This window comes from Microbacterium sp. zg-Y625, assembly GCF_030246925.1.
GTDB lineage: Bacteria > Actinomycetota > Actinomycetes > Actinomycetales > Microbacteriaceae > Microbacterium > Microbacterium jiangjiandongii.
In genome coordinates this window covers 296408-312076 of sequence record NZ_CP126740.1, presented here as the reverse complement: position 1 = coordinate 312076, position 15669 = coordinate 296408, and the positions used below count along the sequence as shown (strand labels likewise).

Below are 15669 nucleotides of genomic sequence, written 5' to 3'. Positions count from 1 at the left end.
GCGGTCCTCCTTCGCACCCGCGCCGGCCATCGTGGCGGCGCTCGTCTGCAACGCTAGCTCAGCCCAGGATGCTCGGCTCCAGGTCGCGCAGGGCCCGGAAATGCGTCTGCCGCGTCACGCCGATGGCGGCGATGGCGAATGCCGCAAGCAGCCAGGTCAAGAGCACGGCGGCATCCAGCACGGTGCGGCCGAGGTCGCCGCCGTACATGAACTGGCGCATGCCGTCGACGACGAAGCTCATCGGCAGCACCTGATGCAGCGCGGCCAGGGGGCCGGGGAGGGTCTGCCACGGGAAGGTGCCGCCGGCGCTGACCAGCTGCAGCACCATCAGCACGAGCCCGATGAACTGGCCCACCTCCCCCCACCAGACATTGAGCGCAAGGATGATCGCGGTGTAGGTGAGGGTCGCCAGCAGCATGATGCCGAGGGTGCCCAGCGGATAGACCATGGGAAAGCCGAGGGCGTAGACGAGCACCAGGAAGAGCAGGCACATCTGCAGCACGCCCAGCAGGCCAGGGGTCAGCCACCCCGCCAGGGTGATGCGCACCGGGGAATGGAGGGCCGTCACCGCACGGCGGGAGATGGGCCGCACGATGAGGAACAGCGCGTAGATGCCGATCCAGCCGGCGAGCGCTCCGAAGAAGGGCGCGAGGCCCGCGCCGTAGTTCGCCGCCTCCGCCGCGGCGGTGGTGTCGATCGCGATGGGGTCGGCGATCGTGCGCGCCTGCGCGCTTCGGACGTCCTCGCTGCTGTCGGGGATCTCCTGGGCGCCGCTGACCAGCGCGTCGCGCAGCTCCACGGTGCCCGAGGAGAGCGTGGCGGCGCCGTCGCGGAGGGTGCCGGTGCCCGTCGACAGCTCCTGCAGCCCGGAGCCGAGGGTCCCCAGGCCGTCACGCAGCGTCACCGCGCCGTTGGCCACCTCGGTGCTGCCGCTGGCGAGCTGGTCGATCTGGCCGACGACCTCCTGCACGCGCTGGTCGCCCGCGCGGATCGTCGCGCCGACGACGTCGAGCCGTGTCAGCACCGCGTCGACGGTCGCCTGGTCGAGCCCGAGCGCGAGCAGGTCGGTGGCGATGTCGGCCCGCGCCTGCGGCAGGTCGGCGGTCAGCTGGTTGACCACCGCTCCGACCCGGTTCGCGGCGGCGGCCAGTTCGTCATCGCCGGCGGCGACGCGGGCCGCGCCGTCGGCGAGCGCGGCGGCGCCGTTCTGCAGCTGCACGGTCCCCTCGACGGCGCTCGCGGCCCCTTCGACGAGGCGCACGGTGCCATCCGCGAGTTCGGCGGCGCCCGTGACGAGTTCGTCGGCGCCCTGGCCCGCCTCGACGATCTTGCCGCGGATGGTCGAGATGGAATTCAGCAGCGTGGTGGCCGCTTCACGCCCGACCTGCTCGGCGACGCTCGTGCGGACGCGATCCACAGCCTGGGTCGCGATGCTGCTGGCCAGGTAGCTGTTGGCGTCGTAGGTCTCCAGCAGGATGTCGGCCTGACGGGGGTCGTCGCCGGACACCGACTCGATGGCGGCGGTGAAGTCGGCGGGGAGGGTGATGGCGAAGTCGAATTCGTCCCGCTCCAGTCCCTCCTTCGCCTGGGCGGCCGAGACACGATGCCAGTCGAAATCGCGCCCCTTGATGAGCTCATCGGCGACCTCGTCGCCGATGTTGCGCGCCGGGGTGTCGCCGTCGGCGGGGACGCCCTCGTCGGCCACGACGAGGGCGACCGGGATGTCGGGGAGCTTCGCGTACGGGTCCTGGTTGGCCCAGAGGTACAGCCCGCCGTAGAGGATCGGAACGATGATGAGGGCGAACAGCGCGAGGGCCGACAGCTTCGTCGACACCAGGCGCCGCAGCTCGGCGAGGATCATCTGCGGCACCTTCAGGTGAGGCACCCGGATCGGCGCGGCCCTCATGAGCGGCCGCCTTGGGACTGCGCATCGCCGCTCTCGCGGTCGGTGTCGTCGGTGATCGCCCCGATCACCTTCGCCGAGGAGTACCCGGCGATCATGAGCATCGCGAACCCGCGATCGGCGAGGGAGAGAGCCTGATCCCACCAGATGCGGGGGTCCCCGCCATGCCGGTCGGGCGCGACGACGACGAGCCCCTCGACGTCCGGCCGCAGCACGGCCAGCTCGATGAGCAGGTGCATCCGGGCGCGGGGTGTCACGGTGGCGATGGGGCGGCGCAGCAGGTGGTCCAGGTGCTGCTGGCTGAGCCAGCGGTGCACGGCCCTGCGGCCGGACGCGCGGCCCGCGAACATCAGCTCTTCCGCCGTGACGGCGCCGACCGTGACGCGGGGGGCAGGTTCGGAGATTTCCGGGGCATCCACCAGCGCGACGCGTCGGCGCAGGTCGGCGGCGTCGGCCATGCCGTCGATGTCGATCGTGCCCTCGTCGGGCTTCATCCGGCCGGAGGCGAGCATTCCCAGCACGGTCGGGCGCTGCTCGGTCTCGGCGCGGGCGAAAACCGCCTGCCCCGTCTGGAACGTGACGTCGGTCTGCGGCAGGACTTCGCCCTCGTGCCCTTTGCTGACTCCGCGAAGCTCGATCTTCATGGCGTACCCTCCCGATGCTGGGGTCCCACCGCCGCGACCAAGCGCGCCGCCGGAACCCGAGTCTGCATCGCGAGCCCCGCCCCGTCCAGACCCCGCAGGCCAGCCCCACACCGATTTGCTCTCGCGCGGCGCGCGAGCGAGAATACCCCTGGGGGTATAACTCCCGAGGAAGTGAGCACCCGATGACTGCACCCACAGACCGCACCCCGCACGCCCCGACGACCGGTCCGCGGATCGTGATCGTCGGGGGCGTTGCCGCCGGCATGTCAGCGGCCACGCGCCTGCGCCGCCTGGACGAGACGGCGCAGATCGTCGTGTTCGAGCGCGGCCGGCATGTGAGCTTCGCGAACTGCGGGCTGCCGTACTACGTGGGAGGGGTGATCACCGAGCGCGATGCCCTGCTGCTGCAGACGCCCGCCTCGCTGCGCGCCCGGTTCGCGCTGGACGTGCGGGTCGAGCACGAAGTCCTCGGCATCGACCGCGCAGCGCGCACGGTCACGGCTCGCGACGCCGTGACCGGGGCCACGGTCGTCGAGCCCTACGACCACCTGATCCTCGCGACCGGGGCCGCCCCGCGCGAGCGCGCCACGGCGAGCGCCGGCGCCCCTGTGGTGGCGACCCTCCGCACCGTCGACGACGTCGACCGGATCACGGCGGTCCTGGCCGAGATCGGCGACCGCTGCGGCCGCGCCGTCGTCATGGGCGCCGGTTTCATCGGCCTGGAGGCGACGGAGAACCTCGTGCGCCGGGGCCTGGACGTCATCCTTGTGCAGCACGGCGCCCGCCCCTTCATGCCGCTGGACCCCGAGATGGCTGCGGCCGTCATCGAGGCGCTCGCCTCCCATGGCGTCGATGTGCGCACCGCAACGACGGTCGACACCCTGGATGCCGCCGGCGCCCACCTCTCCGATGGCACGGTCGTCGCGGCGGACCTCGTCGTGGACGCGCGCGGGGTCGCCCCGGCCACGGACCTGGCCCGCACGGCGGGGCTGGCGATCGGCACCGCCGGCGGCGTCGTGGTCGACGGGCACCAGCGCACCGAGGATCCGCGGATCTTCGCCGTCGGCGACGCGGCCGAGAAGACGGATGCCGTCTCGGGCGCGGCGACGCTGGTCACGATGGCGGGGCTGGCCAACCGGCACGGGCGCTCCGCGGCTGATGTCATCGCCTGGGAGAACGGGCGGCTCGACACCGCTCCCCGGCCTGCGGCGCCCGCTCTCGGTACCGCGATCATCGGGCTGTTCGACGTGACGGTGGCGATGGTGGGCTGGAGCGAGCAGCGCCTGGTCGCGGCAGGCCGCGCGCACCGGGTGATCCACACCCACCCCACCGACCACGCCGGTTACTACCCGGGGGCCGAGCGCATGGCGATGAAGGTGATGGTCGACCCGCTGTCCGGGCTCATCCTCGGGGCGCAGATCGTCGGCGGGAAGGGCGTGGACAAGCGCATCGACGTCATCGCGACGGCGATGCACGCGGGGCTGCCGGCGGCGGAGCTGGCGCACCTCGAGCTCGCCTACGCGCCGCAGTACGCCTCGGCGAAGGATCCCGTGAACATGGTCGGCTACATCGCCGAGAACCTCGCGGCCGGTGTCAGCGACACCGTGCAGTGGCATGAGCTGGCCGCGGCGGTCGCCGGCGGCGCGACGCTCGTCGACGTGCGCTCGCCGCAGGAGTTCGCTGCGGGCGCGATCCCGGGCAGCATCAACATCCCGGTCGACGCGCTGCGCGAAGGCGCGTCGACCCTGCCGGAAGGCGAGCTGATCGTGCACTGCCAGGTCGGTCAGCGCGGCCACACCGCCGCCCGTATCCTCGCGCAGCTCGGCCGTCGGGCGCGGAACCTCGACGGTGGATACCTCACCTGGAAGGCCGGCGCCGCCGTCACCGCGCTGCAGCCGGCCTGACCCTCGCGAGGCCGATAGTGCGCACCTGGCCCGCCCACCCGCTGTCGCGGGAGGGGGCACCGCACACGCGTCAGAAGGGTGGCGGCGCGCCTGCCGCGATCGCCGCGGTGAATTCCAGCGCGCGACGCGGGACGTCGGGGTAGACCCGGCCGGCGGGACTCGTCCACTCGAGCACTCCCCCGGGCCGCTGCACCACCGTCCACGCGGAGTGGTGCTTCAGCATGTGATGTCTGCGACACAGGTGCGCGAGGTTGTCGCATCGGGTGGGTCCGCCGTGTGCGTGGTCGACCGTGTGGTCGATGTCGCAGATCCACACGTCGGACCGACAGCCGGGGAACCGGCAGTGCTCGTCGCGCGCCCGCAGCTGCCGACGCTGCGCCAGGCTCGGCCGGTAACAATCGGTAGCCCCCACGGCACCCGTGGTGCTGTCCATGAAGAGGCGATCCCACGAGGAGGCTCCGCCCGCGAGATGCCGAGCGGTCTCGGCGTCGAGGGGGCCATGCCCCGGGATCGATGCGGGCGCGTCGCCGCCGGCCAGCGTCGCTGCCGGCACGGTGACCTGCACATGGGCCACGATCGCCTCGGTCTCGCAGATCGTCGCGTCGGATGCTTCAGCCGTCGGATGGCCGGTGAGCAGGAGATCCGCGAACACATCGGCGCGCCGCTGGTCGATCGTGCGACAGTCGGCAGGCTCGCCCCCGGCATCCGGCACGCTCGTCGCGACACCGGGCTCACCACCGCTCGTCACGCGCCCGCCTGACGCCCGCCCGCCAGGCGCCTGCCCACCGCCGGCCCCACGTTCGAGCGCCGCTGCATCCCGTAACGCGCGTGCGGTGCGGTGGACGCGGTCGTGGATGCCGTGCGCCAGCACGGCAGGAAGCAGCGCGACGAGTTCCGCCATGCCGTCCTCGAGGTCTCGCACCCACACGCGCCGTGCCGCCGCCGCGTCGGCGTGCCGCTCGGTCAGCGGCGCCGGGTCGATGCGCTGCGCGAGCGTCACGATGATCGGACGCGCCCGGCCCGGGGTCTCCCGCTCGGCCACCACGAGTGCCGCCTGCTCGAAGAGGCCGCGCGCCTCGGCGTCGGCGATGCGCGACCCCGCTTCGTCGATGACGCGCACGTGCGCCATGTCGATGCGCCCTTGGTGCAGAGCCGCGATGACCGCGGGGAAGGCGACCAGCAGCGCCGCCGCCTGATGGATGCGGCCCTGCATGCCGCGGTCGGAGCGACGCAGCGCCGCACCGACCTCGGCTGCGATCGAACGCAACGGCAGTTCGCGCTCGCGCTGCGCCGACACCGGAATGCGTTCGGTCTGCTCGGCGGCGATCGCGCCCGCGCGCCCCAGCAGCTGCATCTCGCGCGCCTGCAGCGACGCCATCGCCCGGCGGTTCTCCTCGAGCCCCGCCACCACGTCGCGCATCGACAGTGCGTCGAGCGGGCCTGTGGGGGGAGGAGCGGAGGAGGTGTCCATGAGGCGATTCTCCTCGGGGCCTCCGACATCGGAACGATGCAAAGGGCTGGTCAGCAAGGGATTGTGGATACCCTTCGATGACGATTCCCTGTGGAGAAGACGCCGCCGCTACCCCGCCCCGCGCTCCGCCGCCGCCGATCCGACCCCGAGCCCCGCGGACGCCGCGCGCTCCTCACGCGCACGCCGCTCGAGCGGGATCGTCGTGAGAAGACCCACGAAGAGCGCGGCGACCGCCACCCACGCGGCTACCGAGACGCCCTGGGTCAGCGCCTCGCGCGCGGCGTCGGCGATCGGGGCAGTCGCCGGGCTCTCACTCAGCCGTCCGATGAGGGCGCCGGCGGAGGAGGAGACGGCATCCACGAGCTCTCCCACCTTCGGATCCGCGGCGATCTCATCGCTCAGGCGCGACTCGGTGCCGATGCGCAGCGTCGTGAACAGCGCGGTCCCGAGCACGGCGATGCCGAGCGCGGAACCCACCTGGCGCGACGTCGACTGCACCGACGAGGCCTGTCCCGACTTCTCCACCGGCACGTCGATGAGGATGAGCTGGGTCAGCTGCGCCGTGGCGAACCCGACGCCCATGCCGTAGAAGAACAGCGGAACGCCGGTGACCCACAGGGTGGAGTCGGGGCGGATGAGCAGGGCGAGCGCAGCGAGCGAGATGATCTCCAAGAGCACACCCAGGCGCACCATCTGCACCGGCGACAGGCGCTTGGACAGCGACTGGATCGACCCGCTCGCCAGGAACGATCCGACGGCGAGGGGCAGCAGGGCGAGCCCCGCCTGCAGGGCGTTCATGTCCCGGGCGTACTGGAACCACAGCGGCAGCGAGAGGATGAGCCCGAACTCCCCGAGCGAGACGGTCAAGGCGGTGATGTTGCCGTTCGCGAACGTGCCGATGCGGAACAGCGACACGTCGATGAGCACCGACTTGCGCGCGGCCACCCGCGCGCGCTCCCGCCACACGAGGGCGGCGAGCACCAGGAGCGAAAGGACGAACAGCACCGGAATCACGCTGAAGCCGCCGAGGCTGAACGGCGCCGAGTCCGTCGCCTCCCACCACCCGTAGGCGCGCCCCTCGATGAGGGCGAACACGAGCAGGCCGAACCCGAGCACCGACGTGGCCACGGCGATCCAGTCGCTGAAGCGCTCGGCGCCGCGCTGGCGGGACTCGGGAACGCAGATCATCACGCCGATGACGACGAGGATGCCGAAGGGCAGATTGATCCAGAACGCCCAGTGCCACGAGAGCGCGCTGGTGAGCCAGCCGCCGAGCACCGGCCCGACGGCGGCCATGGATCCGATCGTCGCGCCCCACACCGCGAAGGCGATGCCGCGCTCCTTGCCGCGGAACGTGGCGTTGAGGAGGGCCAGGGTCGTCGGCAGGATCATCGAGCCTCCGACGCCCTGCAGCGCGCGGGCGGCGATCAGCCACGTGCCGTCGATGGCGAACGCGCAGAGGATGCTCGAGGCGACGAACACCACCACTCCGATGACGAGCAGCCGGCGGCGGCCGAGGCGGTCACTCGTCGTGCCCCACACCATGAGCAGCGCGGCGAAGACGAGCGTGTAGACCTCCTGCACCCACTGGATCTCGGTCGTGGTGAGATCGAGAGACTCGACGATGCTGGGGACCGCCACCGAGACGATCGTCGAGTCCATGATGATCAGGGCCACGGCGAGGGAGATGGCCGCCAGACCCCACCAGCGCAGGCGCTGATAACGCTCGACGTCCTGGGTCACGTCGGGTCACACTACGCCTGCAGGGGCGAGTTCGTGACCGCACACCGCGATCTGCTCCACCGTCAGCGGTCCCGCCGCGCCGCGAGGCCGGCCTTGTCGGAAAGGCGGATCTCCTTGAGGAAGAACGCCACCACGAACCCCGCGGCACCCAGCGGCACCAGGTACCAGAACGACGTACCGAGGGCGTCGGCGTAGGCCTCGACGACGCTGTCGCGCAGCCCGGCCGGCAGGTCCCGCACAGCCGAGGGTGTGAGCGACTCCGCCCCGAAACCGGACGGCACCTGAGACCGGGGGATCTGGCTGATCGTCTGGTCGAGGTCGCCCCGGAGCGAGCTGGTGAAGGCGGTGGAGAACAGGCTCGTTCCCACCGCCGCGCCGATCTCGCGCAGGAAGTTGTTCGTCGACGTGGCAACGCCGATGCGTTTGGGGTCGACCGCATTCTGGGCCGCGATGACGAGCGTCTGCATCACGAAGCCGAGTCCGAGCCCCAGCACGAAGATCATCGCGCCGAAGAGGACCATCGACATGCCCGCCGACAGCTGGGTGAGCCACAGCAGGCCCAGCGTCGCGACGCCGAACCCCGCGATCGGGAACACCTTGTAGCGACCGGTGCGGGTGATGAGAAGCCCCGACGTCAGCGCGGTGAGCATCAGCCCGACCGTCATGGGCAGCATCAGCAGCCCCGAGTCGGTGGCGCTGGCCCCCTCGGCCATCTGCAGGAAGGTGGGAAGGAACGTCAGCGCGGCGAACATCGCGATGCCGAGGAAGAGCGAGAGCGTGGCGGCGACGGCGAACGTGCGGCTGCGGAAGATGTCCAGCGGCACGATGGGGTCCTCCACCCTCGACTCGACGAACAGGAACAGGACGAACGCCAGCACGGTCGCGCCCAGCAGGGCGAGAAGCCCCGGGTCGGTCCAGTCGTACGACGTGGTGTGCGTGAGCGAGGTCCAGCTGGTGAGCAGCACGATGCCCGCCGTCGTCGCGGCCAGCAGCACCGCCCCGACGAGATCGAACCGGCGGCGGCTGCGGTGCTCGGGGATCCTCAGCGTGAACCATGCGATGATCAGCGCCGCCAGTCCGACCGGCACGTTGAGCCAGAAGCACCAGCGCCAGCCGGGACCCGACGTCAGCCACCCGCCGAGCAGCGGGCCGGCCACCGTCGCGACGCCGAACACCGCGCCCATCGGACCCATGAACTTGCCGCGCTCCCGCGCCGAGACGATGTCGGCGATGATCGCCTGCGACAGGATCACCAGCCCGCCCGCGCCCAGTCCCTGAAACGACCGCCAGACGATGAGTCCCTCGAACGACCCCGAGAGCGCAGAGCCGGTCGAGCCGACGACGAACAGGCCGATGGCGAGGAGGAAGGGGGCGCGGCGGCCGAAGAGGTCGCCGACTTTTCCGTAGATCGGCATGACGATGGCGATGGCGAGCAGATAGGCCGTGACGATCCACCCCTGCTCATCGGCGGCGCCGAGGTCTCCGACGATCGTCGGCAGTGCCGTGCTGACCACCGACTGATCCAGCGCCGAGAGGAACATGGCCGCAAGGAGCGCGGCGAAGATGACGTAGACCTGCCGCTTGGTCAGGTCCACCCCGGGGCGATCGATGGACGACGCGGAGGCGCTCACGCGTACGGTCTAGCACGGATGCCGCAGGGCAAGAAGGACCCCGCGCGGCCGCCATCGCCGCCCGTGCCGGAGCACAGAAGCGGCAGGAGCGCGTCGCGTCCGTCAGTCCGTCGGTGCGCGCCGTAACCGCGGCACGGGCGGCGGCGGCACCTGCTTCGCGGCGATGATCGCACCGCGCGGGATACGCTCGACGCCGCGTTTGCCGTCGACGACGACCGTCGTGGCATCCGCGCTCAGCAGCTCGCCGAGCGCATCGGTGGCCTGCCCGGTCGGCAGCAGATAGCGCACCACGACCCGGTGGCCGGGCGCGGGCAGGTTCACCATGAGCCGGGAGCGTAATCCTTGAGGAACACCCCGAACAGGTCCTCACCGGCCTCGCCGCGCACGATCGGGTCGTAGACCCGCGCGGCGCCGTCGACGAGATCGAGAGGCGCGTGGAAGCCCTCTTCGGCGAGGCGCACCTTGGTAGGGTGCGGCCGCTCGTCGGTGATCCACCCGGTGTCGACGCTGGTCATGAGGATGCCGTCGCTCTCGAACATCTCCCGCGCACTGGTGCGCGTGAGCATGTTCACCGCGGCCTTGGCCATGTTGGTGTGCGGGTGCCCCGGGCCCTTGTACCCGCGGCCGAAGACGCCCTCCATCGCGCTGACGTTGACGATGTAGGTGCGCCGCGCCGGGCTCGCCGCCAGCGAGGGCCGCAGCCGAGACACCAGCAGGAAGGGCGCGGTGGTGTTGGCGAGCTGCACCTCGAGCATCTCCAGCGGATCGACCTGCTCGACGCGCTGGGTCCAGGAGTTGATGCTCTCGAGGTCGGGGATGAGCCCCCCGGCGTCGATCGCCGTGCCGGCGGCGAGCCGCTCGAGCGAACTCGACCCCGCCGTCATCGCCTGCTCGGTCAACTCGTCGGCGCGGGATGCCGCTGCGGCCAGGATCGGATGGGCACTGACCGACCGCTCCAGGGCCTGCGGATGCCGGTCGTTGGTGTGCCCGAAGGTGACGAGCTCCGGCAGCGGCCCGTCGGGCAGCGGTGCCAGTTCGGCATCCACCAACGGCTGGTAGGCCCCCGGCGAGCGCCGGACGGTCTGCGTGGCGTTGTTGATGAGGATGTCCAGGGGCCCTGCGGCCGCGACGTCATCGGCGAGGCCGATCACCTGGGCGGGGTCACGCAGGTCGATGCCGACGATCTTCAGGCGGTGCAGCCAATCCGCGGCATCAGGCAGGCTGCTGAAGCGGCGCACCGCGTCGCGCGGGAAGCGCGTGGTGATGGTCGTGTGGGCGCCGTCGCGCAGCAGACGCAGCGCGATGTACATGCCGATCTTGGCCCGGCCGCCGGTCAGCAGAGCGCGACGCCCGGTGAGGTCGGTGCGCGCGTCGCGCTTGGCGTGGCTGAGGGCCGCGCACGCGGGGCACAGCTGGTGATAGAACGCGTCGACCACCGTGTACGGCTGCTTGCAGATGTAGCATCCCCGCGCCTTGAGGAGCGTGCCCGCCGTCGGGGCGGTCGTGGCGGTGGAGATCGGGATGCCACGGGTCTCGTCGTCGATGCGGTCGGGGGCGCCGGTGGCGGTCGCGGCGACCACCGCACGGTCCGCCTGGGCGATCGCGTCGCGGATCTCGCGCCGGCGCACCTTCTTCACGGCCTTGAACATGGCGGCGGTGGCCTGACGAACGGCGATGTAGTCGGGGTGGTTCTGGTCGACCCGGTCCATCTCCGCCAGCACCCTGAGGGTGGTCTGCAGGTCGGCGGGATCGATCCCGCTCGGGGGCACGTCGGACGGGGCGGGTATCGCGGGGGGCACACGGAATTCTACGACGGGCGCGATGGGCGAAACCTGTTACCGTGCCGAGGTGACCCCCGCGAACGACAGCGCGCCGCGCCGCATCCACGTGTCGGCCGCCGTGATCGTCGACGCCGAGGGGCGTCTGCTGCTGGTGCGCAAGACCGGCACGACGGCGTTCATGCAGCCCGGCGGCAAGCCCGAGCCGGGCGAGACGCCGGCCGAGACCCTCAGCCGCGAGCTCGCCGAGGAGATCGGCGTGCGGGTGGAGCCGTGCGACCTGCAGCCGCTCGGCGCGTACACCGCCGCCGCCGCGAACGAGCCCGGCTTCGTCGTCGTCGCCGACGTCTTCGGGGCCGACATCGGCCCGCAGCATCCGCGCCCGGCGGCCGAGATCGCCGAGCTTCGCTGGGTGACGCGGGCGGATGCCGCCGACCTCGAGATCGCACCGCTCGCGCGGCAGTACTTCCTCCCGGGCTGAGCGCTGCGGCCGGCCTGCCGCCCTGCCCGGCGCGCCTCGGGACGGCCGTCAGCCGTCTCTGTCGTCGCTGCGGTGATCGGCTCGTCGCGGGGGCGTCTCCCCGGTGCGGCGTGCGTGCCAGCTGCCGAAGAACCTGCTGTCCTCGTCGCTGCGGCGCACGACCCGGCCCACCACCAGCGCCACGCCCAGGCCCACCACGACCCACACCGCCACGAGCACGATGACGAGGGCGATCTCGGTCATCGGTCCTCCTGCGGCGCTGCGAGAACCCGAGCGGTGTCCTCGGTCCCGCGAGGGCTCCCTCGCGCGACACTGCCAACTTACTGGTCGGCGCGGGGATGACCGTGACACACCCCGCCGTTGCGTCAGTCCGGATGGGCGCGCCTCCCCCCTAGCATGGTCGCGTGATGTCACACCCGGATGGGGACGGACAGGGACGATCAGCGCAGGGGGAGCGCGCGGACGTCGGGCGTGCCCGAGAGTCGGCGCCGCCGACGCGCACGCCGCGCACCTTCGACCGCCGCAGCGTGCTGCGCTACGGCCTCATCGGCGCCGGGGGTGTGGCCGTCGCCGCTCTGGGCGGCTTCGCCATCGCGCGCAGTCAGGAGCCGGGGGTCGCACCGACGACCCCTCGCCCCACCCCTTCCGGCGGCGCCACGTCCGCGGGCACAGCCTTCCCCGTCGGGGTCTCGGACACCGGTCGGGGCTTCGTCGACGCGCAGGGCCGCACCTTCGTCTACCTCGCGGACACGGCGTGGACAGCCCCCAGCCGCATGACGCGCGAGGAGTTCGAGAGGCTCGCGACAGCGCGGCGCGACACCGGGTACACCGCCCTGCAGATGTCGGTGCTCGACTTCTCGCCGCAGGCCGACAACGCCCACGGCCACGCCCCCTTCACGGCGACGGGAAGGCTCGACTCGCCGCTGACCTCTGCCGACGGCGACGACTACTGGGGGCACATCGACTGGTGCCTGCAGACCTGCCGGGACCTCGGGCTCGTGGCCTGCCTCGTCCCCTCGTGGTACGGCGGATGGGGCGATGCGTGGCGCGGCCACCTCACCGAGCGCCGCGCCGGCAGCTATGGGAGCTTCCTCGCAGAACGCTACGGTCATCTCGACCACGTCTGGTGGCTGCTGGGGGGCGACAACGAACCGGATGCGACGGACCAGTCGACCGCCGGCGTGCCCAGCGGGCTCGAAGAAGGTCCGGTCATCGAAGAGACGATCGCGATGGGCCGGGCGCTGCGGGAGGGCGCATCGGTGCCGCAGCTGATGTCGTACCACACCGCCCGGGGCCTGACCGCGGAGGAGTACTTCGGCGACGAGGACTGGTACACGATCTCCGCGGCGTACAGCGGCGCGTACCCTGCCGTCGAGGTCGCCGCGGAGTACGCCCGTGACACGGTGAGACCCGTCGTCCTCTGGGAGGCCTACTACGCGCAGCGGGACGAGGAGCCCCTGCTCGACCGCCGCGCCGTCCGGGCCCAGGCCTATCACGCCCTGTTCGCCGGTGCCGCCGGCTTCGCGTATGGGCATTCCACGGTGTGGCCTGTGGGCGACGGCTGGGAGCGGGCCCTCACGCACGACAGCGCGCGAGACATCGGCACGCTCGCGTCGCTGCTCCACCGCCACGCCGACGCCGAGCTCACGCCGGTCACGGCCGACAGCCCGGCCGCCGGCCTGCTCCCGGACGGCTACGGCACGGTCGAGAGCACCTCCGCCGTCAGCGCGGCGACGCTGCCGGAGGGTCGCGGTGCGCTGGCGTACTTCGGCGAGCCGCGCCGCACCGTGCGGGTGGACACCACGGCGGTGCACCCGACGGCCGCGTTCGAGATCCGGTGGGCGGACCCTGCCACGGGGGAAGAGCTCTTCGTCTCGTCGGGCACCACGGGGGCGGACGTCACCGTGGGGTGGCCTCCCACCTGGATCGACGGGGTGCTCATCCTGCGGCGTTGACCCCCACGGCGCCCTGCCGCATGCGCTGGTAGATCCCGATCGACGCCGGCCCTAGGGCGGAGTCCGACAGCCGCTCGGGCTGCATCGCGCGGGCGCGCCTGCCGAGCCGGCGCCTCTCTTCGGGATCGTCGACGAGCCGCGTGACTGCGGCGACCATCCCGTCCAGACCGTGGCAGAGGTATCCCGTCTCACCGTCCACGATCACGTCGCGGTTGCCCACGATGTCGGTGGCCACGGCGGGGATCCCCATCACCTGCGCCTCCATGAGCGAGATCGGCATGCCCTCCCACCTGCTGGGGAACAGGAACACGTCGGATGCCGCGAGCTGGGAGACCACCTCGTCGTGCGGGAGCCACCCCGTCACCCGCACCGGCGCGTCGCCGATCCAGCGCTCCCGCGCCTCGGCCGAGCCGTCGCCGATCCAGACGAACTCCGCCCGGCCGGCGAGCGCCCTCGCGATGTCGGCGAACCGGTCCGGACCCTTCTGCTCCCCCAGGCGGCCGGACGCGACGACGACCGGCCGGCCGGCCGCGCCGCCCGACGCCGCGGGGAGTCCCTCCACCGGTATCCCGTTCCGCAGCACGTGCCGCCGCGATCCCCGCAGGCGGTCGCGGGCGACGGCATCCTCGGATTCCGATACGAGCACCAGTCCCCCGCATCGCGGTTCGAGCACGCGCTCGAGCGCCAGCGCGGCGACGTTGCTGATCCGGGAGGAGGACTCCCGGAGGAACGCGAAACCGTGGGGCGAGTACGCCACGACGCTGCCGCGCGGCGCGACCCGCCCGAGCCGCCCGGCGATGCCCGCGAACGTCGAGTGCAGGTGCACGACGTCGACGTCGTCGTCGAGGCGGCGGATGGCGCGGTGCAGCGTCTGCAGCGCCGGAAGCCGGCCGCGGTAGGCGAGCTCCACCCGCCGCACGTCGGGGTGGAACCGGGCCCGCAGCTCGTCGGACGAAGGCACGGTCGCCTTGACGGGATACATCACGGAGATGTCGTGCCCCAGCGCCGCCTGGCGCGCGGACAGCGCCAGCACTGCCGCGAGAACCCCGCCGACGAGCGTCTCCGTGACGTGGACGATCTTCACGAGCGCACTCCCGTCCGCTTGTCGGTCGCCACGAACAGCGCGAGGAAGAGCGGCAGCTGCGGCGTGATATGCCGCATGTACGACCCGAAGTCCGGCTCGAAGACCGTCTGCACCATGAGGAACGCCAGCAGGAACGCCAGCGGGATCACGCCGGGGCCGGGCCTGCCGACGACGCGCGCGGAGCGCAGCGCGACCAGCACCCAGCACAGGGCGACGAAGAGCCCGGTGACCATCTGAAGGGGATCTCCCGACAGGACGAGGGTCACCGGAAAGGCGATCGCCAGGATCATCACGACCGCGTTCAGCCACTGGGCGGCGAGCGACTCCCCCGGGATCAGGTCGTCGATGCGGGTGGAGCGGTCGATGTCCAAGGCGTTGTTGATGTCGGTGCGGAAGAACGTGAGTTCGGCGCCGAGCACCAGATTGAACGCGAGGGTCATCGCGGCGAACCCGACCATGACGACGGGAACGAGCAGCCACGCCGAGCGCAGCCGCGGGATGAGCACGCGCAGGGCGAGGTAGAGCACGAGCACCAGGAACCAGTACTGCCGCACGAATCCCGCGTAGAGCAGGGCGAGGCAGATCCAGGTGGCCTCGAGGACCCAGGAGCGGCGCGCGAGTATGAGCACGATCACCAGCGGCAGCACGAAGAACTCTTTCGAGTACTGCGAGAGATAGACCGCCCCCAGCAGCAGCGAGCCGGCCACCACCACCAGCTCCGGGAAGGACATGGCGGGGATGCCGCGCCAGGTGATGGCGATGACCACCCCGGCGGCGAACACCGCGTAGGCGAGCACGGGGAACAGGTCCGGGATGTCGGCCAGCCCGGTGACCCGGTACAGCCAGCCGGTGGTGCCGTACGAGCTGGGCCCGTCGACGCGGATCGTGCCGGCGATGAAGCGGCGGATGATCGATTCGTCGAGGAACAGCTTGGCGGGCAGCATCGCGTGGCTGCGGGCGGCGACGATGGCGCCGAGGACGAGCGCCGCGCACACCAGCCAGTACTTGAGCGCATCCATCGGGGGCCCGCCGCCGGGGGGCCGTGTCTGCGCCTTCCGACGCTCGGACAGGGCCG

The 15669-nt window shown here is 71.8% G+C and carries 13 protein-coding genes; 3 read left to right on the top strand and 10 right to left on the bottom strand.

From position 1 onward, the window contains the following. Positions 1–58 precede the first annotated feature (58 nt). Together QNO14_RS01405 and QNO14_RS01400 are read right to left on the bottom strand one after the other, a co-directional pair. Positions 59–1906 carry a YhgE/Pip family protein gene (locus QNO14_RS01405; RefSeq protein WP_257495713.1) on the bottom strand — a complete coding sequence of 616 codons (1848 nt, stop codon included), beginning with the start codon at positions 1904–1906 and terminating at the stop codon, positions 59–61. After that, positions 1903–2547 (bottom strand): P-loop NTPase family protein, encoded by a 645-nt coding sequence (locus QNO14_RS01400; protein ID WP_257495712.1) that lies wholly within the window; start codon positions 2545–2547, stop codon positions 1903–1905. The genes QNO14_RS01405 and QNO14_RS01400 overlap by 4 nt, the downstream gene beginning before the upstream one ends. A gap of 182 nt (positions 2548–2729) precedes the next feature. On the opposite strand from QNO14_RS01400, the gene QNO14_RS01395 reads away from it, so the two are divergent. Beyond that, positions 2730–4451, top strand: coding sequence for an FAD-dependent oxidoreductase (locus tag QNO14_RS01395; protein ID WP_257506898.1), 1722 nt, complete (start codon positions 2730–2732; stop codon positions 4449–4451). A 70-nt stretch (positions 4452–4521) separates the two neighbouring features. Here the strand turns inward: QNO14_RS01395 and QNO14_RS01390 are convergent, their stop codons facing one another. The 5 genes from QNO14_RS01390 to QNO14_RS01370 form a co-directional block, all read right to left on the bottom strand. Then, positions 4522–5922 carry an HNH endonuclease signature motif containing protein gene (locus QNO14_RS01390; RefSeq protein WP_257506899.1) on the bottom strand — a complete coding sequence of 467 codons (1401 nt, stop codon included), beginning with the start codon at positions 5920–5922 and terminating at the stop codon, positions 4522–4524. Between the two features lie 108 nt (positions 5923–6030). Beyond that, positions 6031–7665: an MFS transporter gene (locus tag QNO14_RS01385; protein ID WP_257506900.1), complete on the bottom strand. Its 1635-nt coding sequence runs from the start codon at positions 7663–7665 to the stop codon at positions 6031–6033. Between the two features lie 62 nt (positions 7666–7727). Continuing rightward, positions 7728–9296 carry an MDR family MFS transporter gene (locus QNO14_RS01380; RefSeq protein ID WP_257506901.1) on the bottom strand — a complete coding sequence of 523 codons (1569 nt, stop codon included), beginning with the start codon at positions 9294–9296 and terminating at the stop codon, positions 7728–7730. Positions 9297–9398: 102 nt separating this feature from the next. Continuing rightward, positions 9399–9620 (bottom strand): putative acetyltransferase, encoded by a 222-nt coding sequence (locus QNO14_RS01375; RefSeq protein WP_257506902.1) that lies wholly within the window; start codon positions 9618–9620, stop codon positions 9399–9401. Next, on the bottom strand, positions 9614–11095 hold the full coding sequence (locus tag QNO14_RS01370; RefSeq protein WP_257506903.1) for an SDR family NAD(P)-dependent oxidoreductase: 1482 nt from the start codon (positions 11093–11095) through the stop codon (positions 9614–9616). Before QNO14_RS01370 ends, QNO14_RS01375 begins: the two co-directional genes overlap by 7 nt. A 49-nt stretch (positions 11096–11144) precedes the next feature. Between QNO14_RS01370 and QNO14_RS01365 the strand changes: the two genes are divergently transcribed. Then, on the top strand, positions 11145–11555 hold the full coding sequence (locus QNO14_RS01365; protein WP_257506904.1) for an NUDIX hydrolase: 411 nt from the start codon (positions 11145–11147) through the stop codon (positions 11553–11555). A gap of 48 nt (positions 11556–11603) precedes the next feature. On the opposite strand, the gene QNO14_RS01360 is transcribed toward QNO14_RS01365, so the two are convergent. Next, complete coding sequence (locus QNO14_RS01360; RefSeq protein WP_257506905.1) at positions 11604–11798, bottom strand: hypothetical protein; 195 nt, start codon at positions 11796–11798, stop codon at positions 11604–11606. Positions 11799–11962: 164 nt separating this feature from the next. Between QNO14_RS01360 and QNO14_RS01355 the strand changes: the two genes are divergently transcribed. Next, positions 11963–13510: an apiosidase-like domain-containing protein gene (locus QNO14_RS01355; RefSeq protein WP_257506934.1), complete on the top strand. Its 1548-nt coding sequence runs from the start codon at positions 11963–11965 to the stop codon at positions 13508–13510. Here QNO14_RS01355 and QNO14_RS01350 read toward each other — a convergent pair. Continuing rightward, positions 13494–14594: a glycosyltransferase gene (locus QNO14_RS01350; protein WP_257506906.1), complete on the bottom strand. Its 1101-nt coding sequence runs from the start codon at positions 14592–14594 to the stop codon at positions 13494–13496. The genes QNO14_RS01355 and QNO14_RS01350 overlap by 17 nt on opposite strands. Further along, complete coding sequence (locus QNO14_RS01345) at positions 14591–15613, bottom strand: hypothetical protein (protein WP_257506907.1); 1023 nt, start codon at positions 15611–15613, stop codon at positions 14591–14593. Before QNO14_RS01345 ends, QNO14_RS01350 begins: the two co-directional genes overlap by 4 nt. Positions 15614–15669 lie beyond the last annotated feature (56 nt).

Excerpts from the sequence above, each read along its gene's own strand:
- QNO14_RS01355 (WP_257506934.1), top strand. The coding sequence starts at position 11,963 with ATGTCACACCCGGATGGGGACGGACAGGGACGATCAGCGCAGGGGGAG.
- QNO14_RS01395 (WP_257506898.1), top strand. The coding sequence starts at position 2,730 with ATGACTGCACCCACAGACCGCACCCCGCACGCCCCGACGACCGGTCCG.
- QNO14_RS01405 (WP_257495713.1), bottom strand. The coding sequence starts at position 1,906 with ATGAGGGCCGCGCCGATCCGGGTGCCTCACCTGAAGGTGCCGCAGATG.
- QNO14_RS01360 (WP_257506905.1), bottom strand. The coding sequence starts at position 11,798 with ATGACCGAGATCGCCCTCGTCATCGTGCTCGTGGCGGTGTGGGTCGTG.
- QNO14_RS01400 (WP_257495712.1), bottom strand. The coding sequence starts at position 2,547 with ATGAAGATCGAGCTTCGCGGAGTCAGCAAAGGGCACGAGGGCGAAGTC.
- QNO14_RS01375 (WP_257506902.1), bottom strand. The coding sequence starts at position 9,620 with ATGGTGAACCTGCCCGCGCCCGGCCACCGGGTCGTGGTGCGCTATCTG.
- QNO14_RS01345 (WP_257506907.1), bottom strand. The coding sequence starts at position 15,613 with ATGGATGCGCTCAAGTACTGGCTGGTGTGCGCGGCGCTCGTCCTCGGC.
- QNO14_RS01390 (WP_257506899.1), bottom strand. The coding sequence starts at position 5,922 with ATGGACACCTCCTCCGCTCCTCCCCCCACAGGCCCGCTCGACGCACTG.